At 71.3% G+C, this 25,325-nt stretch carries 18 protein-coding genes; 7 read left to right on the top strand and 11 right to left on the bottom strand.

Annotated elements, in window-relative coordinates; all coding sequences use genetic code 11:
- Window positions 1-286 precede the first annotated feature (286 nt).
- The 5 genes from ACLQ28_RS10730 to ACLQ28_RS10710 all read right to left on the bottom strand — a co-directional run bounded on the left by ACLQ28_RS10730 (window position 287) and on the right by ACLQ28_RS10710 (window position 7,077).
- On the bottom strand, window positions 287-679 hold the full coding sequence (locus ACLQ28_RS10730; protein ID WP_425686065.1) for a restriction endonuclease: 393 nt from the start codon (window positions 677-679) through the stop codon (window positions 287-289).
- Window positions 680-1,109: 430 nt separating this feature from the next.
- On the bottom strand, window positions 1,110-4,211 hold the full coding sequence (locus ACLQ28_RS10725) for an NACHT domain-containing protein (protein WP_425686064.1): 3,102 nt from the start codon (window positions 4,209-4,211) through the stop codon (window positions 1,110-1,112).
- 159 nt (window positions 4,212-4,370) lie between these two features.
- Window positions 4,371-4,658, bottom strand: coding sequence for a transcriptional regulator (locus ACLQ28_RS10720; protein ID WP_425686063.1), 288 nt, complete (start codon window positions 4,656-4,658; stop codon window positions 4,371-4,373).
- Window positions 4,655-5,119 carry a hypothetical protein gene (locus ACLQ28_RS10715; RefSeq protein WP_425686062.1) on the bottom strand — a complete coding sequence of 155 codons (465 nt, stop codon included), beginning with the start codon at window positions 5,117-5,119 and terminating at the stop codon, window positions 4,655-4,657. The genes ACLQ28_RS10720 and ACLQ28_RS10715 overlap by 4 nt, the downstream gene beginning before the upstream one ends.
- 179 nt (window positions 5,120-5,298) lie before the next feature.
- On the bottom strand, window positions 5,299-7,077 hold the full coding sequence (locus ACLQ28_RS10710; RefSeq protein WP_425686258.1) for an ABC transporter ATP-binding protein: 1,779 nt from the start codon (window positions 7,075-7,077) through the stop codon (window positions 5,299-5,301).
- Window positions 7,078-7,171: 94 nt separating this feature from the next.
- Here ACLQ28_RS10710 and ACLQ28_RS10705 point away from each other — a divergent pair, with 94 nt between their 5' ends.
- Together ACLQ28_RS10705 and ACLQ28_RS10700 are read left to right on the top strand one after the other, a co-directional pair.
- Complete coding sequence (locus ACLQ28_RS10705; RefSeq protein WP_425686061.1) at window positions 7,172-7,603, top strand: MarR family winged helix-turn-helix transcriptional regulator; 432 nt, start codon at window positions 7,172-7,174, stop codon at window positions 7,601-7,603.
- Window positions 7,604-7,692: 89 nt separating this feature from the next.
- Complete coding sequence (locus ACLQ28_RS10700) at window positions 7,693-9,477, top strand: N-acetylglutaminylglutamine amidotransferase (RefSeq protein WP_425686060.1); 1,785 nt, start codon at window positions 7,693-7,695, stop codon at window positions 9,475-9,477.
- Between the two features lie 25 nt (window positions 9,478-9,502).
- On the opposite strand, the gene ACLQ28_RS10695 is transcribed toward ACLQ28_RS10700, so the two are convergent.
- Entirely contained in the window at window positions 9,503-10,636 is a 1,134-nt protein-coding gene (locus tag ACLQ28_RS10695) for a carboxylate-amine ligase (RefSeq protein WP_425686059.1), read from the bottom strand.
- Between the two features lie 389 nt (window positions 10,637-11,025).
- Between ACLQ28_RS10695 and ACLQ28_RS10690 the strand changes: the two genes are divergently transcribed.
- Complete coding sequence (locus ACLQ28_RS10690) at window positions 11,026-12,348, top strand: flavin monoamine oxidase family protein (protein ID WP_425686058.1); 1,323 nt, start codon at window positions 11,026-11,028, stop codon at window positions 12,346-12,348.
- Window positions 12,349-12,459: 111 nt separating this feature from the next.
- On the opposite strand, the gene ACLQ28_RS10685 is transcribed toward ACLQ28_RS10690, so the two are convergent.
- Together ACLQ28_RS10685 and ACLQ28_RS10680 are read right to left on the bottom strand one after the other, a co-directional pair.
- Complete coding sequence (locus ACLQ28_RS10685; protein WP_425686057.1) at window positions 12,460-15,093, bottom strand: discoidin domain-containing protein; 2,634 nt, start codon at window positions 15,091-15,093, stop codon at window positions 12,460-12,462.
- Window positions 15,094-15,355: 262 nt separating this feature from the next.
- A complete protein-coding gene (locus ACLQ28_RS10680) occupies window positions 15,356-16,555 on the bottom strand; it encodes an ROK family protein (RefSeq protein WP_425686056.1) in 1,200 nt (399 codons plus the stop codon).
- 238 nt (window positions 16,556-16,793) lie between these two features.
- Here ACLQ28_RS10680 and ACLQ28_RS10675 point away from each other — a divergent pair, with 238 nt between their 5' ends.
- The 4 genes from ACLQ28_RS10675 (at window position 16,794) to ACLQ28_RS10660 (ending at window position 21,393) form a co-directional block, all read left to right on the top strand.
- Window positions 16,794-18,092, top strand: coding sequence for an ABC transporter substrate-binding protein (locus ACLQ28_RS10675; protein WP_425686055.1), 1,299 nt, complete (start codon window positions 16,794-16,796; stop codon window positions 18,090-18,092).
- 70 nt (window positions 18,093-18,162) lie between these two features.
- Window positions 18,163-19,155 carry a carbohydrate ABC transporter permease gene (locus tag ACLQ28_RS10670; protein WP_425686054.1) on the top strand — a complete coding sequence of 331 codons (993 nt, stop codon included), beginning with the start codon at window positions 18,163-18,165 and terminating at the stop codon, window positions 19,153-19,155.
- Complete coding sequence (locus ACLQ28_RS10665) at window positions 19,148-19,987, top strand: carbohydrate ABC transporter permease (protein ID WP_425686053.1); 840 nt, start codon at window positions 19,148-19,150, stop codon at window positions 19,985-19,987. Before ACLQ28_RS10670 ends, ACLQ28_RS10665 begins: the two co-directional genes overlap by 8 nt.
- Window positions 19,988-20,016: 29 nt before the next feature.
- On the top strand, window positions 20,017-21,393 hold the full coding sequence (locus ACLQ28_RS10660) for a GH1 family beta-glucosidase (RefSeq protein WP_425686052.1): 1,377 nt from the start codon (window positions 20,017-20,019) through the stop codon (window positions 21,391-21,393).
- Window positions 21,394-21,456: 63 nt separating this feature from the next.
- Here the strand turns inward: ACLQ28_RS10660 and ACLQ28_RS10655 are convergent, their stop codons facing one another.
- The 3 genes from ACLQ28_RS10655 to ACLQ28_RS10645 are packed head-to-tail and all read right to left on the bottom strand — an operon-like array spanning window position 21,457 to window position 25,252.
- Window positions 21,457-23,916 (bottom strand): FtsX-like permease family protein, encoded by a 2,460-nt coding sequence (locus ACLQ28_RS10655; protein ID WP_425686051.1) that lies wholly within the window; start codon window positions 23,914-23,916, stop codon window positions 21,457-21,459.
- Window positions 23,913-24,638 (bottom strand): ABC transporter ATP-binding protein, encoded by a 726-nt coding sequence (locus ACLQ28_RS10650; protein WP_425686050.1) that lies wholly within the window; start codon window positions 24,636-24,638, stop codon window positions 23,913-23,915. Before ACLQ28_RS10650 ends, ACLQ28_RS10655 begins: the two co-directional genes overlap by 4 nt.
- Window positions 24,635-25,252: a helix-turn-helix transcriptional regulator gene (locus ACLQ28_RS10645; protein WP_425686049.1), complete on the bottom strand. Its 618-nt coding sequence runs from the start codon at window positions 25,250-25,252 to the stop codon at window positions 24,635-24,637. Before ACLQ28_RS10645 ends, ACLQ28_RS10650 begins: the two co-directional genes overlap by 4 nt.
- Window positions 25,253-25,325 lie beyond the last annotated feature (73 nt).

The raw sequence follows: 25,325 nt of genomic DNA, 5'->3' as shown, positions 1-25,325 counted from the left end.
TGAGCAGCGAGTCAGATATCCGTCACGCCGCCGCGTCTGGGACACGCCGCGCATGGCCCGGTCAGTCGGTCACGAAGACGCGCGATCCACTCGTTGTCGCCCACCCGCACCACCGCACCGTCCAGCTTGGGTAGCAGCGCTTGATCCTCCATGGGGCAGAGCAGCCACACGCCCCCACGCCACCACGGGCAGCGTCGACCAACTCGTCCTCGTACAGCGATTTCGGTGGCGACGACCGCCGCGCAGGGGTATCCGGTGGCCCGATCCCCCTGGCACATCAGCGTGGTCAGTGGTCCACGATGGATCCCAGCCCGAGCCTTCCCGTCCAGGCCCACATCTCCAGTGCGTTCCGGTCGACGAGCGTGATGTTGAGCTGCCGGGCTATCTGGATGCCATCGCCCGCGGTAAAGAAGCTGTTCGTCACGAGCATGCAGATATCGCCACCATGGATGTCCCGGCAGGTGCCGGCGAAGCGTTGGATCGCGGCACTGCCCACCCGGTTGCTGGAACTTTGCCGCTTGCACTGCACCACGACACGTCGGCCGTCGGGAGCGATCGCCGTGACGTCCGCTCCTCGGTCACCGGAGCCGCCGCACACCGTCACATTGCGAAACCCGGAGGCGACCAGGAGCCGCGCGAACCACTGCTCGAACTCGGGGCCGCTCATCGTGTCGGTCACCGCGATCAGCCTGTCCCGCTGGGCCTGGTCGGCCCGCTCGCGGGCACGCTGCCTCGACACCACAAGACCCACCGTGGTCGCACCCAGAACGACGAGGCTCACCAGGAAAGCGGTCCAGTATGGGTGCTGCTGCACGAAACCGATGACCAGGCGGAGGAGCACGAAACCGCCGACGGCACACAGCACCAGAGCCCAGCCGTTGGCCAGTCTGCCGCCACCGGACACGCGGCGAACCGTCGACCTCCGCCGAACACTGCCGGCGCGCCGCCTACGGTAATGCGCCCGAACCCGGGCTCCATTTTTCCTGGTGTGTGACCTGACATGCGGCACGAGGAACCTCCCGGATCGAGGAAGCCTCAGTCTCGCGGCCCGGTCCGACAAGCCGTACGCACAGACGCCTCCATTGTCAGGGAACCGTCACTTCTCGGCGTCAGCCGCCGTGCCACATCGGGGCGCTGCGGGTGACGGTCTGCGCAACGATGGCCGGCTCGGCGAGGACGGCGACCAACCGCCGGGACGCCGCCACCGCGAGCGGGCCCAACGTCTGGTGCTCGATCACCGCGTGGCACACCTGGAGTCCCACCTCGGCCAGCTCACGCCGGCCCAGCTCGATCCGCCGCGGGTGGTCTCGCCGCCCCGCAACCGCAACGCGGATACGACGGCGCAACTCGGCCCGTTCGTCGGTGTTCCGCCGCATCACCTCGACCGACCAGCGCCACGTCTCGGCGAGGAGCAACAGGTCGACCCGGTCGGGCGGTTGATCGGCAAGGAGCAACTCCTGATGGCACACGAGCAGAGCCTCAACCGGCTCACTGTCGTCCATGAGCAGCCCGGCGAGCAGGCCCGCGCCGATGGGTGCCGGCTCCCCGACGTCCTGCCTGGCAGCGCCGAGCAACCGGTCCAACCGGGTACGCGCCGCGATGGTGTCCGCACTGACCTGTTGCAGGACGGCCAGGAACTCCTCGACTCCGGGCGCGGCATGGCCTGCCGTGCTCGCGTCCGGACCCCGCCCCGCCAAACCCACGTCCGTCGCCGCACGGCTCAACTCTTCGGCGGCGGCGATGAGGTGTGTCACCGGCGCACCGTCTGCGATAAGCCGTGCGATCCGCTGCCGCTGCTCTGCCAACGGCGTCGGCTCTGTCGGAGGTGGGATGAGCGCCAGCAGGGTCGCCAGCCGGGTCCACTCCCCCGCAGCCGCCCCGGCCAGCAGCGCCCGGCGAAGCGCCGCCACGGTCAGATCGTCGGCGTGGCCGATGCTCGCAGCTCGCGCCTGCGTGACGTCGGCGAACACACCGAGTGCCTCAGGCCAGTAACCGGCCCGGGCGAGCTCGACACCGAACTCCTCGCGCAGCCGGCTGCCGCGCCGGGCGCTCACCGAACCTCCGGCTAGTCGGCTCTGCAGACGGCCGTGCCGGAACCGGTACGCGCCGGCGCCGTCGCGCAGCAGGCCGACAGTCTCGGCGTACGCCAGGAAGGCGAGCAGCCGATGCGGTGTGCGGCCGCGGAGGGCAAGGGCGGCACGGGTGAGGGCGAAGCGCATCCACGCCCCGCCGCCGCGCCTGTGCAGCCACCAGCCCAGCCCAAGCCCTACTCCGGCGTAGACCAGCGCCGGCAGCGGCGGTACGGCCGGCAACACCCCGATGAGTCGCAGCGCCGCGACGCCGACGAGCAGCCACAGGACGCCGCTAGCGGCGCTGGCCAGCGCTGAGGCCACGCTGGCTGCACGGTCGGCTTCGACTGTCTCGATCACGCTGGTCGCGCCGAGTTCGGCCGCGGGCGCGGCGACGTCCACCCCCAGTCCGGCCCGGGCCGCTCGGTACGCCCATGCCAGCACACCGACCACGACGGCGGCCCGGACCGAGTCGGGCCACGGCGGCAGCGCCGGGACACGGTTCAGCAGCGCCACCAGTTGCGGTGTGGGGGTGACCGCCGAGAAGACGGCGAGCGTGACCAGAGCCCAGAACGCACCGCTGATCAGCCCACTGAGCAACCCGAATCGAAAGGCCCGGACCCCGCCGACGAACGCCACCCGCCGGGGTTGCTCCCGACCGGCCCGGCCCGATCCGCGGACCAGCGCGACGACGGCGGCCAGCAGAAGGACCACCAGCGCCAGGGTGTCCGTCTCGCGGACCAGAACGTCGAGGAGATTCCGGGTCGGTGGGTGGGTCACCAGCTCGGCCGTCGCCGTGAGGGCGTCCGCGGAGAGCGTCAGTGTCAGCCACACCGCCGCGGCGGTACGCGCGCCAGCGACGAGCGCCCAGAACGGGCCGGGCTGCGCGGTCGGCAGCTGCCACCAGCGAAACTCCCGGACGTCAAGGGACTCCAGATGTGCGGCGAGGAAGGCGAGGTAGCGCCGGGCGGTCTCGGGTTCCCACCGCCGTAGGCCCTGGGTGCCACGACGGGACCTCAGCGCAGCGTCCACGGCCCTGGTCAGCAGATCGTCCTCGACGGAGCGCCGGCCCCTCTCGCGGGCCAGCGGCACGAGGTCCCGGGGATCGGTGCCCGGCTGGTCGAAGGCGCTGCGGGCCATCGCCACCATCAGTGGGGTGGAGAGCGCGGCGGTCAGTTGTGGGTCGTCCCCGAGCGTGGCGGCGACCGTGGACCAGTTGTCGACCTGATGCAGCGAGGCGGCGTCGACCAGGTAGTCGGCCACTTCACCGGGTGCCGGGGGTTCGAGCATCACCACGGCGGCGCCACGCAGCTTCTCCCCCTGCGTCAGGTATTGCTCGTAGACCGAGGTTCGGCAGGTGAGGACGAAACGTTGGGTGGGCAGTGCGTTGAGCTCGTCGAGGCAGGCGATCAGCCGATCTTCGGGCACCTCGTCCAGCCCGTCCAGGACGGGCACGACCAGGTTGGTCTCGACGAGGTCGCGCAGCACGGCGTCGCGGCGCGGGTGGCCGGCCGCGAGCTGCGGGTAGCGCCGACCGATCCGGTCGACCAGCCAGTCGTGGAAGGTCTCTCGGTCGGGATCCCAGGAGTCAGCCGGCACCAACGCTGGTACGGGTGCGTCCGGCTCGCGGTGCAGGGGCAGCTCCCGGGCCATCCGCAGCGCGATGATCGATTTGCCGGAGCCGGCCGGCCCCAACACCACCAGGCGCCCGGAAGGTATGTCGTGGTAACAGCTCCACAGTGTTCCGTTGCTGCCGGCGAGGTCCACCGGGACGGCGTCGCTTGATCGGCCGATCGCCCGCCATGAGGGGAGAAACCGGTCGGGAGCGGTGCGCCACCGCACCGGCAGCGGATACGGCTCGTCGACGGTGCGCAGCAGCGCTTCGTCGGTCGGGTCGCGCCGGATCAGCTCCAACAGCTCGTCGGCGGCGGCGCGCCGGTGGGCGGCGGCCTCGGCGAGACCGGTCGCCCCGGTGCGAAAGACCTGGTCCAGCAGCACGTAGACGGCGATGACCCCGGCGACGACGCCCCAGGTCCAGTTGACCTTCTCAAAGTCATAACGCAGCCACACCCACGCCGTGCCGCCCGCAGCCAGCACCGCCACGACGGCCAGCGCTCCCCACTTCCACCCCTGACGTCGCACCGCACGATTGTGATCGACCTGAGCCCTCCAGGACACCCCGCGTGGAGCCGCCGCTCGTCCCAGCGGACGCTCTGAATGCGTCGCCACCGGGAGCGGTCAGCCAGCGACGCCGCGGCTGCCAGCACCGGGCAAACCAACTCGGGGGTGCCCCGCCGAGGGCTATGTGCCGCGGATCAGCGCCATCAGGGCAGAGCAGTGCTGGTCGTACGCCTTCTGCCCGGCCTGAGTCATCCGGTAGGTCGTGCTGCCCCCGCGGCCACGGCCGGCTTTCGTCGAACTGACATAGCCGGCCGCCTCCAGCGCAGACATCTGCTTGGACAGATCCGACTCGCTGATCTGCAGATGGTCTTTCAGGAATCGAAACGAGACCGACGGGGCGTTGGCCATGACGGCCATGGCCGCCAGCCGCTTGGGCACATGGATGATCGGGTCTAATCCCTCGATCATCGAAGGCGCGCCCGAGTCGCGGCGGCAGCCGCGGCATACCGCCGCTCGTAGAAGACGAGGCCAACCGTCACCAGGACGAATGCCGTCCCGGCGGCAGCGGGGACGCCGACCAGCCACCAGACGAGCCCGACGATGAGAGCGACGACCGGCAGGACGGCCGCGTATCCGCGCCACATCCGGGCGATCTCGACGGGGGGTGTCCCCTTGCCGGGCATCGGAAGCGCGCCGTGCCGACGTCGCATCCACACGGCGAAGAGGATCTCGACGACGATCAGCGCGGCGAGCGACACCACGAACAGTCCGGCGTTCTCGCGCCACCAGGTGAACGTGCCGATCGTGGCGGCAGCCCAGGCGCCAACGGATGGCGCGTACCACCAGGGGGTGGGCGGATAGTCGAGGTACGGAGCAGCGGCCCCGCGCTCGGCCGCTGCGAGTTGTTCTGCCAGACCAATACTTTCCATGTCGGAAAGCATAGGAGAAAACTTTCCGGATGTGCAAGTTATCGGTCCATGCTGAGCTCGGCAGACGGCGGAGCAGGGTCGCAGCGTCAGGTTCGGCGGGTCGCCAGGATGGTCAGGGTTTCCCGGCGTACCGCGTCGACCTCGCAAATCAAGAAACCAAGGCTGCCACGCGGCGCCGGTCAGGCGGCCAGCGTCGCGTAGCGGCCGTTGCGGTGCAGCAGGCTGTCGTGGGTGCCGGCCTCGACGATCCGGCCGTGGTCGAGCACTGCGATCTGGTCGGCGTCGCGGACCGTGGAGAGCCGGTGCGCGATGGTGATCGTGGTCCGCCCCTCGGCGAGCACGTCGAACGCCCGTTGCACGGCCCGTTCAGTTTCGGTGTCGAGTGCGCTGGTGGCCTCGTCGAGGACGAGGATGCGCGGGTCGCGCAGCAGCGTACGGGCGATCGCGAGCCGCTGCTTCTCACCGCCGGAGAACCGGTGGCCGCGTGAGCCGACCATGGTGTCGTACCCGTCGGGCAGCGCGGCGATCAGGTCGTGGATCTGGGCCGCGCGGGCGGCGTCCTCGATCTCCGTGTCGGTGGCGCCCGGCCGCGCGTAGCGCAGGTTCTCCCGGACTGTGGTGTGCAGCAGGTACGTCTCCTGGCTGACCACGCCGACGATGGCGGCCAGGTCGGCCAGTCGCAGGTCACGCAGGTCGACGCCGTCGATGGTGACTCGACCGCCGTTCGGGTCGTGCAGTCGGCTGACCAGCCCGGCGAGGGTGCTCTTGCCGGAGCCGGTCTCACCGACCAGGGCGAGGCTGGTGCCGGCGGGCACGTCCAGGGTGATCCCGGCGAGTGCCGCGGTGTCGCTGCCCGGGTAGCCGAAGGTGACGTCCTCCAGGCGCAGGTGGCCACGGACCCGGGTGGGGTCGACGCGGACCGGGTCGGTGGGGTCGGCCACGTCGACCGGCAGGTCCAGGTATTCGAAGATCCGGGCGAACAGCGCCAGCGACGCGGTGAGCGAGACGCCCACGTTGAGCAGCCCCATCAGCGGCCGGAACAGGCCACCTTGCAGGGCGGTGAAGGCGACCAGGGTGCCGATGCTCAGCGTGCCGGCGGTGCCGGGCAGCCCTGCGGCGAGGTAGATGACCGCCGGCACGGCGGCGAAGATGATGCTCATCGAGGCCATGCGCCAGCGGCCGGCCAATTCGCTGCGCAACTCCAGGTCGACCAGGCGGGCCGACGAGGCGGTGAACCGGTCGATCAGCGCGGGCCCGGTGCCGAGGGTCTTGGCCAGCTGCACGCCGCTGATCGACAGCCCTTCCTCGACGGTGACGTTGAGGTCGGCGAGTTCACGCTGGCGCTGGTCGGTGATCTCGCGGCGCATTCGGGCGACCCGGCGGGTCAGCCAGATGGCCGGCGGCAGCACCACGACCGAGACCAGGGAGAGTTGCCAGGACAGCGCGACCATGGCGACCGCCGTGGCGACCACGGTGGTGAGGTTGGCTGCGACGGCGGTGGCGGTGGAGGTGACCACCGACTGCATGCCGCCGATGTCGTTGGTGATGCGGGACTGCACCTCGCCGGTGCGGGTGCGGGTGAAGAAGCCCAGCGACTGGCGCTGCAGGTGGCTGAAGACGTCGGTGCGCAGTCGGTGCATGACCTGCTGCCCGACCTGGGTGGAGATCCAGGTCTGGACGACGCCGAGGGCGGAGGTCACGGCGGCCACGGCGACCATGCCGAGGACCAACCAGACCAGCAGGGTCACGTCGCCCTGCGGCAGAGCCCGGTCGATCACGGTACGCAGCAGGAACGGGCTGGCCATCGCGATGATCGAGGAGATCACGATGATCGCGGTGACGGCGGCAAGCGCGGGCCGGTGGGGGCTGAACAGGCGGCCGATGCGGCGCAGCGACACCTGGCTGGCTTGCGCCTTCTCTTCGGCGCTGACGGTGCGGTGGCCGCGGTCGCGGCCCATGGGGGTGGGTTCCAAGAGGCACTACCTTTCACTCGGATATGCTGAGGTTACCTCAACATGAGGGAACAACCGCATCGGCTGCTACGGTATTCCGGTGACCGAGGGCACCCCCGAAACCGGCGACGACGAGAGCCTGGCCGAGACGTTCTGGGCAGTGGCGTCCCGTTTGCGCCGGCAGACACGGGAGTCGTTGGCACCCTGGGACATCACTCCCAGCCAGTCCCGGGCACTCGGAGTGCTGAGCCGGCACGGCGAAGTCCGCCCCGGCACGCTCGCCGAGCACCTGCGCATCGCGGCCCGTTCGGCAACCGAGGTCGTCGACGACCTCCAGACCCGTGGCCTCGTCGAACGCCGACCCGACCCGGTCGACCGGCGGGCGACCCTGGTCGCGCTCACCGAGGAGGGCAACCGGGTCAGCGCCGCCATCCGAACCGCCCGCCGGGCCGAGGCCGACCGTTTCTTCGGCCACCTCAACGACGCCGACCGAGCCGAGCTGGCCCGCATCCTGCGCACCCTGCGCGCATAACGACCGCACACCCGGGTAGCCAGCGGCCCCCGTTCGGTCGGCGGGACCGGCCAGCACGGGCCGGGGTGAGGCGACAGGAGGCCCGGCTGATGTGTGGGATCAGCGGGGAGGCGCGCTTCGACGGCCGGTCACCCGACGCGGCGGCGGTCACTCGAATGACCGAGGAGATGCGCTCGCGCGGCCCGGACGACGAGGGCCTGTTCGCCGACGACTGGGTGACCCTCGGGCACCGCCGGCTGACCATCATCGACCTGTCTGACGCGGGCGGCCAGCCGATGGTGCGCGACGACCTCGGCCTGGCCCTGGTCTTCAACGGCTGCATCTACAACTATCCGGAGCTGCGCGAGGAGCTGCGCCGCGCCGGGTACACCTTCCACTCCACCGGCGACACCGAGGTGATCCTGGTGGCGTACGCGCACTGGGGTGAGCGTTTCGTCGACCACCTGGTCGGCATGTTCGCGATCGGGCTGGTCGACCGGGTGCGACGGCGGCTGATCCTCGCCCGCGACCGACTCGGCATCAAACCGCTCTACCTCGCCGAGACACCTGGGCGGCTCCGGTTCGCCTCCACCCTGCCCGCGCTGTTGCGGGCCGGCGACGTCGACACCGGCATCGACCCGGTGGCGCTGCACCACTACCTGTCCTGGCACTCCATCGTGCCCGCGCCGCGCACCGTGCTTCGCGGTGTCCGCAAGCTGCCGCCCGCCACCCTGCGGGTGATCGAGGCGGACGGGCGCAGCCGCGAGGAGGTGTACTGGCGACCCGACTACGTGCGGGAGCCCGCCGACGGGGGGATGGACGCCGCCGACTGGCGGGCCGCCATCTCCGACGCGCTGCGCACGGCGGTACGCCGACGGCTGGTCGCCGACGTGCCGGTCGGCGTGCTGCTCTCCGGGGGACTGGACTCCAGCCTCATCGTGGCGCTTCTCGCCGAGGCCGGCCAGCAGCACCTGCGGACGTTCAGCATCGGCTTCGACAGCCGCGACGGCGAGTCCGGCGACGAGTTCCACTACTCCGACCTGGTGGCCCGCGCGTACGACACCGACCACCACCGGATCCGGCTGGCCGACGACGACCTGGTGCCCGCCGTACGGCGTGCCGTGCTGGCGATGACCGAGCCGATGGGCAGCCATGACGTGGTCGCCTTCCATCTACTCTCCGAGCAGGTGGCGCGGCATGTGAAGGTGGCACAGTCCGGGCAGGGCGCCGACGAGGTGTTCGCCGGCTACGGCTACCACCAGCCGTTGGTCGAGGCGCCCCGGCACAGCGCCGCCGAGACGTTCGCCGCCGCGTTCTTCGACCGCGACCACGACGAGCTGCGTGGCATCGTCGGCCCGGCGTACGCCCTGGAGCACGACGCCAGCCGGGACCTGCTCGCCGGGCACCTCGCCGCGCCCGGTGCCCAGACCGCGCTGGACGCCGTGCTGCGCCTGGACACCCACCTGATGCTCCCCGACGACCCGGTGAAGCGGGTGGACAGCATGAGCATGGCGTGGGGCCTGGAGGTGCGCACTCCCTTCCTCGACCAGGACCTGGTCACCCTGGCCGCGCACTGCCCGCCGGAGCACAAGGTCGCCCAGCGCGGCAAGGGCGTCCTCAAGGAGGTCGCCCGCGAGGTGCTGCCCGCCGAGGTGATCGACCGGCCCAAGGGCTACTTCCCGGTGCCGGCGCTGCGCAACGTGGACGGCCCGGTGCGCGAGCTGGTCGCCGAGGCGTTGCAGGCGCCGGCCGCGCGCGAGCGGGGGCTGTTCCGCCCGGAGTACGTGGCACGACTGCTCGCCGAGCCAGACCGGGCCGAGGCAGCAGCCGGTAGCAACAAACTGTGGCAGCTCGGGCTCCTGGAGCTGTGGCTGCAGACGCACGACATCCGCTGATCCCCCGGTCCGCCGCGACGGGGTGTCAGCCGGCGGCCGTGCGGGCGATCAGTTCGTCGAGGACCGCGCTCAGGTCACCGGTACGCTCCAGCACCCGCCGCTGCCGGGTGGCGCCGGTGCCGTCACGGCGCAGCCGGCCCAGTTGTGCCAGCACGTATCCGAGGTCGCCGTGGCGCAGCAGGGCGGGCGCGATCACCGCCATCAGGTCGTCGACGAGCGCCCAGGCGGGCCGGGTGCCACCGCCCCGCAGGTCGATCAGCTCGCCGTCGAGGCCGTCGTGAGCGGCCCGCCAGTGCGCCGCGGCGACCAGGCAGTCACGGACGTTCGGGGCGGTCACCCCGGCGCGTACGTCGTCGGCGAGGGTGGCGACGAGGGACCGGACCAGCGCGGCGACCAGCACCGCGTCGTCCACCTCGGTGCAGACGTCGCCGACCCGCACTTCCACCGTCGGGTAGGCCGAGGACGGGCGGGCGTACCAGTAGACCATCGCGGCGTCGAGCATGATGCCGGCGGCGATCAGCTCGTCGACAGTGCGGTCGTAGTCGGCGGCGGAGTCGAAGTACGGCGTCGGGCCGATGCTGGGCCAGCGTTCCAGCTGCATCGACCGCCAGCTGGCGTGGCCGGTGTCGTACCCGTCGTGCAGCGGCGAGTTGGTGGTGATCGCCTGTATCACCGGCAGCCACACCCGCAGGTGGTTGCAGACCTGCACGGCCAGCTCCCGGTCGGGCAGCCCGACGTGCACGTGACAGCCACACACGGCCGGGTCGTGCGCCACCGGCCCGTACCGACGGGACATGGCGTGGTAGCGCGGTTCGTCGGGAACCGTGCGGTGCGGCTCGGCCACCGGCGTGGCGCCGACCGCGACGAGCCGGGCCCCGGCTGCCGTGGCGGCGGCGGCTGCGGAGCGGCGCAGCGTCACCAGGTGCGCGCGCAGCTCGGTGAGGTCGGCGCAGACCGGGGTCACCATCTCCACCATGCTGTGCCGGAACTCCTGGCGGCTCTGGTCCCGGGCAGGGCCGCGCAGCGCGCCGAGCACCTGGTCGGCCACCGGCAGGTTCCGCCCGCTGTCCGGGTCGAGCAGCAGGAACTCCTCCTCCACGCCGAGCGTGAGGGTGGACAGGCCGGGCACGATGTCGGCGACGATCGGACGGTACGCCATCGTCCCTCCCCATCCATTGCTGCGGCCGGCGGGCTCGGTTTCCCGGCCGACGCCGGCGGCAAACGCGCACCCAGGAGGTCGGACGGGCGCCGTGCGGGAGGTGAGGAAGACCCATTCGGCGGCGTTGTCCGTCAAGGCGACGGGTGTCCGGTACGCCTCGACCGGCGGCGGCGGAGGCGCCGATCGCCGGCCGCCGGTCGCTGACCCACAAGGTCCGGAGCCTTTGCTCTGCTTCCACCCAGGCAACGAAAAGGGCGCTCAAGTGTTGCCTGGGTTGAAGCAGAGCAAAGGCGGCGCGACAGGTGGGCGCCGGCCGCTCCGCAGTTGCGCAGCCAGCCCTGGTCAGCGCGGGAGTCATGCACAGCGCGCTTTCGGGGTAGGCGGCGCCCATGACCGACGGCGTTCGGGTGGTCGTGGTCGGCGCCGGCTTCTCCGGCCTCGCCGCCGCGCTGGCGCTCACCCGTGCCGGAGCCCAGGTGCGGGTGCTGGAGGCCCGCGACCGGGTGGGCGGTCGTGTGCTGACCCGCTGGCTGCCCGAACTCACCCAACTCGACCTGGGCGCGCAGTGGATCGGCCCGACCCAGGACCGGATGTACGCGCTGGTCGCCGAGCACGGGCTGGCGACCTTCGCGTCGACGGCGGTCGGCGCGCCCACCCTGCTCTGGGCCGGCCAGCGCCGGGCCGAGACGCCCGCACAGGCCGGCCGGGTGCTCGCCCTGCTCGACGAGTACGCCGCACGACTGGACCCGGCCGCGCCCTGGCAGGCGCCGGAGGCCGAGCAGTGGGACCGGACGATCCTCGACGGCTGGCTGCGCGCGACGGCCGGGGACGGCGACACCGCCGACTACCTGGGGCGGCTGCTCGCCGGAGGGCTGCTGGCCACCGGCGCGGACGAGGTGTCTCTGTTGCACCTGCTGTTCTACCTGCGCAGCGCCGGCGGGACAGGGCCGTTGCTGGGGATGGCCGGGGGCGCACAGCAGGACCGGATCGTGGGCGGGCCGTCGGCGCTGGCCGAGCGGATGGCCCTGGCCCTTCCGCCGGGGACGCTGACGCTGGCCACACCGGTGCGGGCGATCGAGCAGACCATCGACGGGGTGACGGCGTGGACCGACACCGGTCGCGTCGACGGCGACGCGGTGGTGGTCGCGCTGGCGCCGGCCCTGGCCGGTCGGATCCGGTACGACCCGCCGCTGCCCCCGCTGCGCGACGGGCTGACCCAGCGGATGCCGATGGGTTCGGCGCTGAAGGTGCACGCCGTCTACCGGGAGCCGTTCTGGCGTGCCGACGGCCTGTCCGGGGTGTCCACCAGCAACGCCGGTCCGCTCACCGAGACGGTCGACAACTCCACCCCGACCTCGCCGCTCGGGGTGCTGACCGGGTTCAGCTACTCGGCGGATGCCGCCGCGCTGCGGGAAATGTCGCCCGAGCAGCGTCGGCGGTGCCTGCTGGACGCGTTCGCCACCGTTGTCGGGCCGGCAGCCACAGACCCGGTGGACCTGGTCGAGTACGACTGGTCGGCCGAGGAGTGGACGCGGGGCTGTTTCTGCGGCGCGCTCACCCCGGGGACCTGGCGCACCTACGGTCCCCGGCTGCGGGCGCCGGTGGGCCGGGTGCACTGGGCGGGCACCGAGACGGCGACCCGCTGGACCGGCTACCTGGAGGGCGCGGTGCGGGCAGGTGAGCGTGCGGCGGCCGAGGTGCTGGCGAGGTGAGACGGCACGACCAGGGCCGGCCCGGTCTCGGCGGGACCGGGCCGGCCTGGCCCACGGTGCGCCCCGACCAGCCCGGTCGGTCAGTCGACCGGGCCGGCGCGGGTGCCCCGGTCAGGGGTAGGTGGTCAGGTACACCGTCTGGGTGGCCGCGTTCGCGGTGCCGCCGGCGTTGTTGATCACCCGGTTGATGGTGCCGACGCCGCCGAGCGAAACGGTCACCATGTTGGTGAACCGCACGTTCGGGTTGTTGGGCACCTCGAAGGATCGCTCCTCGACCACCGCGGGGTTGACGTTGAAGTAGCTGTAGCTGCCCAGCCCGAACGCCTGGTGGCTGGTCACCGAATCGGCGACCTTGTACGCGGCGTAGCCCCGGGTCGACCCGTTCATCCAGGCCGCCTGGTTCGGCGGGTCGTACGGCAGCTCGTTCTGGTAGAAGTACGTCCGCCCGCCGTTGCCGTTCCAGATGGTCTGGTACTTCTGGTAGTGCTCGACGAAGAGGCCGTACATGGTGACGTTGTCGCCGTTGACCGTGAGCCCGGTGTCGGCGGTGTTCAGCGTCCACCCGGTGGGTACGCCGCTGGCGGCGTGGTCGGCCCGCCACAGCCACATGTGATCGCCGATCACGTTGTCGCTGTTGACGGTCAGCGTGTTGGTGGCCTTGCCGACGTGCGGCCCGCCGATGCGGAAGAACACGTCGTGCAGCGAGGTCGGGTTCGTGGCGTGGCTCGCGGACGAGCCGGACGGGCCGACCTCCATCAGCACCGGCGAATTGGTCGTGCCGGCCTCGAACATGATGCCGGCGACCTTCACGCCATCCACATCGGCCACCCGCATACCCACCGCGCCGTTGTCGGCCTGGATGGTGGCCAGGCCGAGACCGAGGACGACCGTGTCGGCCCGGTTGACCTGGATCGGCTCGGTGACGTGGTGCACGCCCGGGGTGAAGAGCAGGTGCTTGCCCTGAGCGAGGGCCGCGTTGATGGTGGCGGCGCTGGTGCCGGGCTGGACGACGAAGAACTGCGACAGTGAGATGGACGAGCCGGCCGGGGTCTTGTTGTACCAGCTGGTGCCGGTGGAGTTGGTGCGCAGCGCCGGCACGAAGACCCGGTACTCACCGCTGCCGTCGACGTAGAGGAACGGCTTCTCCCGGACCTGCGGGGTCTGGGCGATGACGGTGTGCGACGGGTTGGGGAAGCTCGGGGCGGGCGCGCCGACGACGCCTTGGAAGACCATGTTCCACACCGAGCCCGTCCAGCCGTTGCCGAACTCGCTGTTGCGGGAGTACCACTGCTGCTGGGAGCCGGAGACGACCAGCCCGTCGACGCGGGTGTCGGCCAGCAGGCCGCCACTGGACCAGCCGTCGCCGCCGTTCCAGAGCTGGATCTGGTTCTGCGCGCCGCGCAGGTGCATCCGTCGGTACGGCGCGGCCTGGGACACTGCCCAGCGCTCCACGGTCTGCCCGGCGGGCAGGGTGACCGAGAGGTTCTCCGCGGCCCGCCAGAAGTTCTGGGTGGCGTTGCCGCCCATCCAGAACGCCTCGGTACGGACGTGGCCGTTGAGGTTGACGTCGTCGGGGCTCATGCCGAGGCCGGCGACCTGGGTGAAGAAGCCGAGGTTGACGTCGGCGGTGTAGGTGCCGGGCTTGAACAGCACCGCGTAGCGCTGCGGGCCGAACTGGTTGGTCTCCTGCTGGGTGAAGAGGGTGTTGAGTCGACTCTGGATGGTGGCGGTGGGGGTGCTCGGGTCGAAGACGAACGTGTTCGAGCCGAGGTTCGGGTTGTACGGGTCGGTGGGCGTCACGGGGGGCTCGCTGGTGCCGCCGGTCGCGTTGACCGCCAGCTCCCACAGCGAGTAGCCGTAGGCGGTGCCCCGGGCGGTGCCGTACATCCGCAGGTAGCGGCCACTGCCGGCGACGTCGAGGGTCTGCGTGCCGCCGGTGCCGGTGGTGGTCGAGTAGATGGTGGTCCAGGTGGACCCGTCGGCCGAGGTCTGGAGCTGGAAGGCCCGGGCGTACGCGGCCTCCCAGGTGAGCACCACCCGGCAGATCGTGCGGGTGCTGCCGAGGTCGACGCGCAGCCACTGCGGGTCGCTGGCGGCGCTGGCCCACCGGGTGCCCGGGTTGCCGTCGACCGCGGCGGACGCCGCGAGACCGGCACTCTGAGTGGATGAAGCGGTCGCCGGGCTGCCCTGCGCGACGTTGCTGCCGCCGCACGTCGGCGTGCTGCCGCCGGTCTCGCCGTAGACCTGGAACTCCCAGAGCGAGTAGCCGTAGCCGGTGCCCCGGGCGGTGCCGTTCATCCGTACGTAGCGGCCGGCGCCGGTGACGGTGAGGTTCTGGGTGCCGCCGGTGCCGGTGGTGGTCGAGTAGATCGTGGTCCAGGTGGCGCCGTCGTCGGAGGTCTGGAGTTGGAAGGCCCGACCGTAGGCGCCTTCCCAGAGCAGGTTCACCTGGCTGATGGTGGCCCGGGCGCCCAGGTCGACCTGGAGCCACTGTGGGTCGCTGAACGCGCTGGCCCAGCGGGTGCCGGCGTTGCCGTCGACGGCGGCGGCGGCTGGGGTGCCGGCGTTCTCAGTGGACGAGGCGGTGGCGGGGCGGCCCTGGGAGAGCAGGGTGGGCGCGGCCTGCGCGGGTGTGGTGGCGCCGGTCGGTGTGAGCGCCGCGACCAGGGCCACGGTGAGCCCGACGAGCAGGTGCCGGACAGCCCGTCGGGGTCGCGGACGTACGGATGTTGCATGAGATGTCATGACATCGCCTGTCGATAGGGGGTTACGGATGCCGCGCGGGTGGGATCGGGATCGGGCTCGCCCCGTGGTGCCGTCGGTAGGTGCCGCCGGTGCGGCACCACGGTTCTGGATGCCGCCGATGCGGCACCGCGGACCGGAGAGCGCTCTCGTAGGAGTGTTGCGGCGAGATTGCGGCGACGTCAAGACATCGATCTATAAGACTGTTATTTATCCCGAGGATTCTTTTTGTGTAATTTCCCGTCGGCGATGCCGTCGTTCCCGCTCAGCGGCGGACGCCGCCTTCGGTGAGGAAGCGGGCTATCGGGAGGGTGGCAGCGCCGAGGGCCACCGCGTCCACCCCGAGTCGACACAGCTCGATCGACGCCTGCTCGAACGGCTGGCGCAGCGCCTGGCGTCCGGCCGCCTCCCGAACGGCCGGCAGCAGGTCGCCCAGCGCCATCGCCGCCCAGCCACCGAGCACCACCCGCTCCGGGTTGAACAGGTTGATCAGGTTGGCCACCCCGGCGCCGAGGTAACCGGCGGTGTCGTCCAGCACCCGCCGGGCGGTGGCCGAGGTCTCGGCGGCGGCGACCAGCGCGGCGATCTGGGACTCCTCGTCCTCGCCCGGCACCGGTCGACCTCGGCGCGCCTCCCGGTACCGGTCGATGATCGCCTCCGCGCCGACGTACGCCTCCAGACACCCGCGCGCGCCGCACCGGCAGGCCCGACCGCCATACACGAGGGTGGTGTGTCCCCACTCCCCCGCGCTGCTGGACGCGCCCCGGTAGGTGGCGCCGTTGGTCACCACCGAAGCGCCCACACCGGAGCCGACCAGCGCGAAGACGGCGTGTCGGGCGCCCCGGCCGGCACCGAACCACATCTCGGCCTGACCGAGGGTCTTCGCGCCGTTGTCGATGTGCAGCGGCAACTCGGTGCCCGCGCCGATCAGACGCTCCAGCGGCACCCGGTCCCAGCCGAGGGCCTGGGCGTGCACGACGGCTTCGGTGCCCTGCTCGACCACTCCCGAGACGCCGATGCCGACGCCGAGCACGTCGCCGGGGGCCACCCCGGCCTGACCGGTCACCGCGTCGATACCGGCCAGCACGTGCCCGGCCACCAGGTCGGGCTCCGTACGGGCCGGGTCGAGCGGGTATTCGATGCTGGCCAGCAGGGTCATCGCGAAGTCGAACAGCTCCACGCGGACCCGGGTCTCGCCGACGTCCACGCCGACCAGGAAGGCGAAGCGGGGCGCGATCCGCAGCAGCATGCTGGGCCGACCACCGTCGGACTCGGCGGCCCCGGCCTCGGCGACCAGCCCTTCGTCGATCAGGTCGGCGACCACGTTGCTGACCGCCGGCTGGCTCAACCCGGTGCTTCGCACCAGGTCCTGCCGGGTGAGCGGGCCGTCGAGGAAGAGCTTGGTCAGCAGGGCGGACCGGTTGCGCAGCCGCACGCTGCGGTTGGTGGCACGCGCCAGCTCCACTCGTCACCTCGTTCCTGTCGGGGAGTTCGAGGCGACTGTAACCGCCTCGTGCTTGACGACCCACCGGCCAGCCACTTTAATGACGACATAATTTAAGCCGTGATGTAACTCCCGGGAAACCGCCGACGGACCCCGACGGCGCACCCCCGAACCCTGTCCGCAGCCGGCCGCCCGTCGTCCCGACCCCTATCGGCGACGAAGGCCGGCGGACCCCCACCACGCACCGGAAGGGCTGACCGTGTCGAGACGACACCTCGGGATATTCACCGCCGCCGTACTGGCTGCCGCCTCGCTGACCGCCTGCGGCGGCTCCGGCGACGACTCCGCCGCAGCACCCAAGACGCTCACCTACTGGGCCAGCAACCAGGGCGCCAGCCTGGAGGCCGACAAGACGATCCTCCAGCCGGAGCTGGACAAGTTCGAGAAGCAGACCGGGATCAAGGTCACCGTCGAGGTGGTCCCCTGGTCGGACCTGCTCAACCGCCTGCTCGCCGCCGCTGCCTCCGGCAAGGGCCCGGACGTGGTCAACATCGGCAACACCTGGTCGGCGTCGTTGCAGGCCACCGGCGCGCTTGTCGAGTTCGACGACGCCACCCTGCAGGCCGTCGGCGGCAAGGACCGGATCGTGCCCGCCGCGCTCGCCGCCGCCGGCGCCCCCGGCAAGCCGCCGGCCGCCGTGCCGCTCTACAGCATGGCGTACAGCCTGTACTACAACAAGAAGGCGTTCGCCGACGCCGGCATCACCGCACCGCCGACCACCTGGGAGCAGCTCGCCGAGTACGGCAAGAAGCTGAGCACCGGCGGCAAGTGGGGCCTGGCGATCGAGGGGGCCAACCCGTCGGAGAACTCCCACCACGCCTTCACCTTCAGCCAGCAGTACGGCGGTGAGTGGTTCGACTCGGCCGGCAAGCCGACCTTCGACACCCCGCAGAACGTCTCGGCGATCAAGCGCTACATCGACTTCATGGCCGCCGACAAGATCACCAACCCGAGCAACGCCGAGTACGCGCAGAACCAGTCGGTCTCCGACTTCGCCAACGGCAAGGCCGCCATGTTGCTGTGGCAGTCCGCCGGCTCGAACCTCAAGACGCAGAACATGCCCGCCGACGCGTACGGGGTGGCCCCGGTGCCGTTCCTCGCCAGCCCGCCGGCCGGGGGCAAGAAGGTCAACAGCATGGTCGCCGGGATCAACATGGCGGTCTTCAAGCACACCAAGAACAAGGACGGCGCGCTGAGCTTCGTCAAGTTCATGACCAGCGACGAGGAGCAGACGCTCCTCAACAAGACGTACGGCTCGCTGCCTGCGGTGAAGACCGCGGGCTCCGACCCGGCGTTCAGCGCGACGGAGCAGAAGAACATCCAGGAGACCCTGGTCACCACCGCGGCCCCGCTGCCGCAGGTGCCCGAGGAGAGCACCTTCGAGACCCTGGTCGGCACCGCGATGAAGGAGCTGTTCGCGGATGCGGCAAGCGGCAAGCCGGTCACCGAGGCGTCGGTGAAGACGAAGCTGACCGACGCGCAGCAGAAGATGCGCTGACCCAGGCGTCACCGGTGGCCGTGGTCGGGCGCTGAGCCCGGCCACGGCCAACGCCTCCGAGAGGACCCCGATGGCAACCAGCACCACCGCGCCGGACGCCGACCGGCGCGAACCCCCGGCTGGGTCACCCGCCCGGAAGCCGGCCCGCCGGCCCCGCGGCCCCCGCCGCTCGTTCCTGCCGTATCTGCTGCTCGTACCGGCCATCGTGCTGGAACTCGCCATCCATGTGATCCCGATGGTGGTCGGGGTCTGGATGAGCCTGCTGGAGCTGACCCAGTTCCACATCCGTGACTGGTCCACCGCGCCATTCATCGGGTGGGAGAACTACCGGGCGACGCTGAACGTGAACAGCGCAGCCGGCAAGGAACTGCTGCACTCGTTCTGGGTCACCCTGGCCTACAGCGTGCTCTCGGTCGGGTTCGCCTGGCTGCTCGGCATCTCCGCGGCGGTCGTCCTGCAACGGCCGTTCCGAGGGCGAGCGATCCTGCGGGCGCTCTTCCTCACCCCGTACGCCCTGCCGGTCTACGCCGCGGTGATCACCTGGGGCTTCCTGCTGCAACGTGACACCGGCCTGGTCAACCACGTCCTCGTCGACCAGCTCGGGCTGCTGAACGAGCGGCCGTTCTGGCTGATCGGCGACAACAGCTTCTGGTCGTTGCTTGTGGTGTCGGTGTGGCGCAACTGGCCGTTCGCGTTCCTCTGCCTGATGGCCGGCCTGCAGAACGTGCCCGGCGAGCTGTACGAGGCCGCCGCGATCGACGGCGCCGGGTTCTGGCGCCGGCTGCACTCGGTGACCCTGCCGATGCTGCGGCCGGTGAACCTGGTGCTGCTGCTGGTGCTGTTCCTGTGGACCTTCAACGACTTCAACACCCCGTACGTGCTCTTCGGTGGCTCCGCGCCGGAACAGGCCGACCTCATCTCCATCCACATCTACCGCAGTTCCTTCAAGACCTGGGACTTCGGCTCCGGCTCGGCGATGTCGGTGGCGCTGCTGCTGTTCCTGCTGATCGTCTCTGCCGCGTACCTGCTGATCACCAACCGCCGGAGGGACGACCATGCGTGAGACCGCCGGTGAGCGCTGGGGTCGGCGCATCGTGCTGACCCTGCTCACACTCTTCGTCCTCATCCCGCTCTACGTGATGGTCACCTCCGCGGCGAAACCGTTGCAGGACGTGCAGAACGGCTTCACCTGGTGGCCCAGCCGGCCCACCCTGCAACCGTTCGTGGACATGTGGAGCACCGTGCCGCTGGCCCGGTATCTGGTGAACAGCCTGGTGGTGTCGAGCATCGCGGCGGTCTGCTCGGTGGCGGTGGCCATCTTCGCCGCCTTCGCGGTCAGCCGGTACCGATTCCGCGGTCGGGGCGTCTTCTCGGTGACGGTGCTGTCCACCCAGATGTTCCCCGGCATCCTGTTCCTGCTGCCGCTGTTCCTCATCTACGTCAACCTGGGCAACGCCACCGGCATCGAGCTGTACGCCAGCCGTACCGGCCTGGTGATCACGTACCTGACCTTCTCGCTGCCGTTCTCGATCTGGATGCTCGTCGGCTACTTCGACTCGATCCCCCGGGGGTTGGACGAGGCGGCACAGGTCGACGGGGCCGGGCCCCTGCGCATCCTGTTCCGGGTCATCCTGCCGGCCGCCGTGCCCGGCGTCGTCGCGGTCACCGTGTACGCGTTCATGACCGCCTGGGGTGAGGTGCTCTTCGCCTCGGTGATGACCGACGAGGGCAGTCGCACCCTGGCCGTCGGTCTGCAGGGTTACTCCACCCAGTTCAACGTCTACTGGAACCAGATCATGGCCGCTTCGCTGGTGGTCAGCATCCCGGTCGTCGTCGGGTTCCTGGCCCTGCAGCGGTATTTCGTCGCCGGCCTCACCGCTGGCGCGGTCAAGTGAGTCATTCAACCCCAGAGGAGAACCTTCCCGTGCCCGACCTGTCCAAGCTGCCACCGGACTTCCTCTGGGGCGTCGCCACGGCGGCGTACCAGATCGAGGGGGCCGTCGACGTCGACGGCCGGGCGCCGTCGATCTGGGACACCTTCTCGGCGACCCCCGGCAACGTCGACAACGGCGACACCGGCGCGGTGGCCTGCGACCACTACCACCGGTGGCCGGAGGACCTGGCGTTGCTGCGCCGGCTCGGCGTGGACGCGTACCGTTTCTCGGTGGCCTGGCCCCGGGTGATGCCCGACGGCGTCGGGCGGGTCAACCCCGCCGGGCTGGACTTCTACGACCGGCTCGTCGACACGCTGCTCGCCGACGGGATCCGGCCGTTCGTCACGCTCTACCACTGGGATCTGCCGCAGGCTCTGCAGGACTCCGGCGGCTGGCCGGAGCGCGCCACCGCCGAGGCGTTCGCCGAGTACGCAGCGGTGGTCGCCGCCCGCCTCGGTGACCGGGTGGCCGACTGGAGCACCGTCAACGAGCCACTCTGCGTGTCCTGGATCGGGCACCTGGAGGGGAAGATGGCCCCCGGCGAGCGGGACCTGACCCGGGCGGTGCACACCTCGCACCATGTGCTGCTCGGGCACGGCCTGGCCACTCAGGCGATCCGCGCCAACGCCGCCCGACCGGCCGCGGTGGGGCTGGTCCTCAACCTCAGCCCGATCGAGGCGGCGACCGACCGACCCGAGGACGTCGCCGCGGCGCGACGGGCGGACGGGCACGTCAACCGGTGGTGGCTGGACCCGATCCATGGGCGCGGCTACCCCGCCGACATGATCGCCACCTACGGGATCGAGCCGCCGGTACGCGGCGACGATCTGACGGTGATCGCCACACCCACCGATTACCTCGGGGTGAACTACTACTTCCGGCAGTTGGTGGTCGACGACCCGGCCGGGCCGCCGCCGTACGCCCGGCAGGTGCCGGTGCCCGGGTCGGTGGAGACCGCGATGGGTTGGGAGATGTACCCGGCCGGGCTGGAGCGCCTGCTGGTCGAGGTGAACCAGGAGTACCGGCCGGGCCGGATCATCGTCACCGAGAGCGGCTCGGCGTGGCCGGACGAGGTCACCGCGGACGGCACGGTGGAGGACAAGGAACGCACCGACCATCTGGAGCAGCACCTGGCCGCCTGCGCGTCGGCGGTCGCCCGGGGTGTGCCCCTGGACGGCTACTTCGTCTGGTCGCTGCTGGACAACTTCGAGTGGGCGTACGGCTACGACAAGCGCTTCGGGCTGGTCCACGTCGACTACGCCACCCAACGCCGGACGGTGAAGGCGAGCGGCCTGCGCTACGCCGACCTGATCCGCGCCCACCAGCGTCTCGCCGGGGCGACCGGCACCGCGACGCCGGTGGCGTGAACGGGGGCGGGTGAGCCCGAGGCACCCTGCGTGCTCGCAGGGCGCCTCGGTCTCACCCGGCGCTCAGTCCAGGACGCGGCGGGACAGCGACGCCGGCAGCCGGCCGGCGAGCAGCCAGCCTGCACCTGCGGCGAGCAACGGCAGCCCACCGGCGATCCCGACCAGGTGGACGACCGGCACGGCGCCGAGCGGGTCGAGGTCGCGGTGCAGGGCACCGGCCAGCGCCAGGTAGGCACCGGTCACGCCCAGCACGGCACCGAGCAGGGCGAGCGCTCCGGCGGTGGTGGCGGTGAGCGTCCGCCGTACTCGCCTCGGTGCCCCGGTCGCGGTCAGCGTGCGCAGGTCCGCTGCCGCCTCGCCCCGGATGAGTCCGACGGTCGTCGCCAGCACGCCGAGCGCAAGCAGCACACCGGCACCGGTCGCGCCGGTCCGCAGCGGGGTCAGCGAACTCTGCTCCCGACGGGACTCGATGGTGAGCCCGGCGGCGGCGGCCATTTCCTGGGCCGTCGCCAACTGCGCGTCGGTGAGCGCCTGGTCGGCTGCGAGGAACCAGCCGACCCGGGCCGGCTGCCAGCCGTGCCGGCCGAGCGCGGCGGAGGTGATCAGCGAGTCGGGTAGCCCGGTGTAGCCGGACCGGGGAAGGGTGCGCACGATCGGACGCACACCGCGGGCAGGGATGTTCATCAGCGCCAGCTCACCGGTGCGGGTGCTGAGCACATCGGTGTCGGGGTCGACAGTCATTCCGGCCACGCCGTTCAGTCGGAGCAGCCCGGGATTGACGACGTAGAGCGGATGGGACGTCGTGGATTCGCCGGCGGCACGCGGAATGCCGATCTCGACGGCCGGGTGGCCGTTCGGTCCCCCCTCCCGGCCCGGGTCGATGTGCGAGGCCACCACCGCCATGTCCAGCGGGATGACGGTGGCCGCACCCACGGTGGTCGCGATGGTGTCGGTCCTGGCCTGGAAAGCGGCGATCTCAGCAGCCGTGCGCTCCGGGACGACCGGATCCGGTTGGCCGATCCTGATCAGCAGTTGGCTGGCGGCAAGGTTGCCCAGCCCGGCCGCCTCCCGACTGCGGTACTCCGCTGCGGCGGAGCCCACCACGATCGCCGCCGACAGCCCCACCGCGAGGCTGATCGCGGCAAGCGCGGCCCCGGCCCGGACGCGGTAGCGAGCCAGATCCGCCAGAGCCAGCCGGACCGCCACCGGCAGGCGGCCCCGGGCCGCCGCCAACACCGGGATGGCCAGCGGACCGACGAACAGCACGCCGAGCGAGATGCCGACGGCGCCCACCCCGATGAGCAGCGGCTCCGACCCGTCGGAGAGCACCAGCGCTGTGAGACCGGCAGCGAGCAGCACGGCCGCGGCCACGGCGGTCCGCCGCGCTGGCGGCGGGACCGGCGGCCGGGCCGACAGCGCGCTCATGATCGGGGTACGGGCAACCGCGCGGGCCGGCCACCAGGCGGCAGCGGTCGCCGTCGCGACGGCCAGCAGCGTGCCTGCGCCGATGGTGAGCCAGGGCAGGTCGAATCGGCCGATGCGATGCCCGGCGGCGATTTCGACGAAGCCTGCGGCGGCCAGCCAGGCGACGACCCCGATGGCGGTGCCGCAGACCGCAGCGACTGACCCGACCGCAGCGCCGTTGACCAGCAGCACCAGCCGCAGCTGTCGACGGGTGGCGCCCATCGCCGCCAGCATGCCGAGCTGACGCATCCGGCGCTGCGCCAGCACCACGAACCCGGCGGCGGCCACCAGAGACACCAGCAACAGGCCGACGGCGGCCAGCGCCAGCACGGCGATGGTGAGCGTCGTGCGCTCGGCCACCGGCCGGAACTCGCGCACCAGCGGACCCTCGATGGTCCGGCGGAACTCCTCCATGCTGTCGCGGTCGCCGGCCACCAGGACGGTCACCGACTGCGGTCGGTCGGCGTACACCGGGTCGGTGAGGGCGAATTCGTCGTGCAGGTCCGCCGGGTTCTCCACCACACCGACGATCAGGCGATCGGAGTCACCGAGCCGGACCCGGGCGCCGAGCCCGCCACGCAGGTCTCGCTGCACCCCATCGGTCACGGCCACCTCGGCGGGCCCGGTCGGGTAGCGCCCCTGCCGCAGGGCGAGCATTGGGCCGCCGTACGCGCCGGCGGGGTCCTGGGCCCGGACGTCGACTGGGTCGAACAGCCCCGGCACGGGCACGTGTCGGTGACCGATCACGTCGATCGTGCCGAACCACGCACGAGCGGCGGTGACCTGGGCATCCAGCGCGGCCGGGTCGTCGCCGGGGATCCGCAGGAGCTGGTCGGCGCGACCGAACGTGGCGTCGCTCGACGCGGCCAGGTTCCAGGTGGCCGCCAACCCGAAGGTGGTGCCGGTGACCGCGACGGTGAGCAGCGCGATGGCGAGCAACTGCTGCCGCCACTCACGGCGGAACAGTCGTACCGCCCAGCGGATCACCGCGCGGCGGGCCGGGAGCCCGCCGCCGGCAGGCCGGGCGGTCATCGGGCTGTGGCCCGGATCGGCGGTCACGGCGTCGGGTCCGCGGCGAGCAGGGCGTTCGGGCCGGCCGACGGTGCGGTCTGGTCGACCACCCGGCCGTCCCGAATGAAGATCACTCGATCGGCCCAGGACGCGAGCTGGGCATCGTGGGTGACCATCACTCCGGCGATACCGCGCTTACAGGCCGAACGGAGCATCCGCAGGACGGCTTCGCCGTTGGCGGCGTCGAGGGCGCCGGTGGGCTCGTCGGCCAGCAGCAGCCGCCGGTCCCCCACCACAGCGCGGGCGATGGCGACCCGTTGGCGCTCGCCCCCGGAGAGGTCGTCGGGGAAGTGGCTGGCGCGGTCGGTCAGCCCCAACTCGTCGAGCACATGCAGGGCGGCGGCGCGCGCCGGACGTACGGCCATGCCGTCCAGCTCCAGTGGCAGCGCCACGTTCTCGACGGCGGAGAGGCCGGCGAGCAGGTTCAGGTCCTGAAAGACGAAGCCGAGCGCGCGGCGACGCAGCCGGGCGGTGGCGTCGGCGGAGAGCGTGGAGAGGTCGGACCCGCACACTGTCACCTGGCCGGCGGTCGGCTCCTCCAGAGTGCCCGCGATGGTCAGCAGGGTGCTCTTGCCCGAGCCACTCGGACCCATGATCGCTACCAGCTCACCGGTGGCCACGTCCAGGTCGACCCCCCGCAGGGCGTGCACAGCGGCGGCGCCACTTCCATACACCTTGGACACCTGCCGCAGGCTCAGCACGATGCTCATCGTCGGGCTCCTGCCGCGTCGTCCCGGGCTGACCGGGTCGGGCGACCCGCCTGGCCGGCGGCCAGTGACCTGTCCGTGGGTGGTGCACTGGCGGACAGCGTCGGGTGACTGCGCAGGCGCGCGTCCGCCGCGTCGAGCCAGCGAACGACCGCTTCCAGGCGGAAAAGCTCAGCGTCGACCACGAGGCCAAGGCCGATGTCCTCCGGAGCCGCGTCGGCCTTGAGGTGGGTGTAGCGCTGCATCTCCTCGACGATGCGCCGCCGGTGGGTCTGGAGGATCTCGGTGACGTCCACCTGGGTCAGGCGTATCGCCACCTGCACCTTCATCACGAGTTCGTCGCGGGGCGGCGGCCCGGCCTGGGGTGGCGTACGCAGCCAGCTGTGCAGCTCCCGTTCCCCGTCGACGGTGAGCCGGTAGCGCTTCTGTGCGCCGTCGCGGTCGGCGTCGTCTGTCTCGACGTGTCCCTCGCGCTCCAGGCGTTGCAGCGTGGTGTAGACCTGCCCGACGTTGAGCGGCCAGACCTCGCCGGTGCGCGCCTCGAACTCCTGCCGGAGCTGGAGACCGTACTTCGGTGCCTCGGTGAGCAGCGCCAGCAGGGCATGGCGGATGCTCACGAACCATCACCTACAGTTAGCATACTCGGTATAATACACAGTATTATCGCGCCGACACCCCCCCGATCGCAGT

It is taken from the genome of Micromonospora sp. DT201 (assembly GCF_049841575.1).
Classification (GTDB): Bacteria; Actinomycetota; Actinomycetes; order Mycobacteriales; family Micromonosporaceae; genus Micromonospora.
Note: the sequence above shows the minus strand (reverse complement) of the source record. Positions and strands in the feature narration are given on the sequence as shown.

Coding starts and splice junctions, on each gene's coding strand:
- ACLQ28_RS10665 (WP_425686053.1), top strand. CDS start 19,148: ATGCGTGAGACCGCCGGTGAGCGCTGGGGTCGGCGCATCGTGCTGACC.
- ACLQ28_RS10715 (WP_425686062.1), bottom strand. CDS start 5,119: ATGGAAAGTATTGGTCTGGCAGAACAACTCGCAGCGGCCGAGCGCGGG.
- ACLQ28_RS10690 (WP_425686058.1), top strand. CDS start 11,026: ATGACCGACGGCGTTCGGGTGGTCGTGGTCGGCGCCGGCTTCTCCGGC.
- ACLQ28_RS10685 (WP_425686057.1), bottom strand. CDS start 15,093: ATGACATCTCATGCAACATCCGTACGTCCGCGACCCCGACGGGCTGTC.
- ACLQ28_RS10700 (WP_425686060.1), top strand. CDS start 7,693: ATGTGTGGGATCAGCGGGGAGGCGCGCTTCGACGGCCGGTCACCCGAC.
- ACLQ28_RS10695 (WP_425686059.1), bottom strand. CDS start 10,636: ATGGCGTACCGTCCGATCGTCGCCGACATCGTGCCCGGCCTGTCCACC.
- ACLQ28_RS10670 (WP_425686054.1), top strand. CDS start 18,163: ATGGCAACCAGCACCACCGCGCCGGACGCCGACCGGCGCGAACCCCCG.
- ACLQ28_RS10710 (WP_425686258.1), bottom strand. CDS start 7,077: ATGGGCCGCGACCGCGGCCACCGCACCGTCAGCGCCGAAGAGAAGGCG.
- ACLQ28_RS10720 (WP_425686063.1), bottom strand. CDS start 4,658: ATGATCGAGGGATTAGACCCGATCATCCATGTGCCCAAGCGGCTGGCG.
- ACLQ28_RS10650 (WP_425686050.1), bottom strand. CDS start 24,638: ATGAGCATCGTGCTGAGCCTGCGGCAGGTGTCCAAGGTGTATGGAAGT.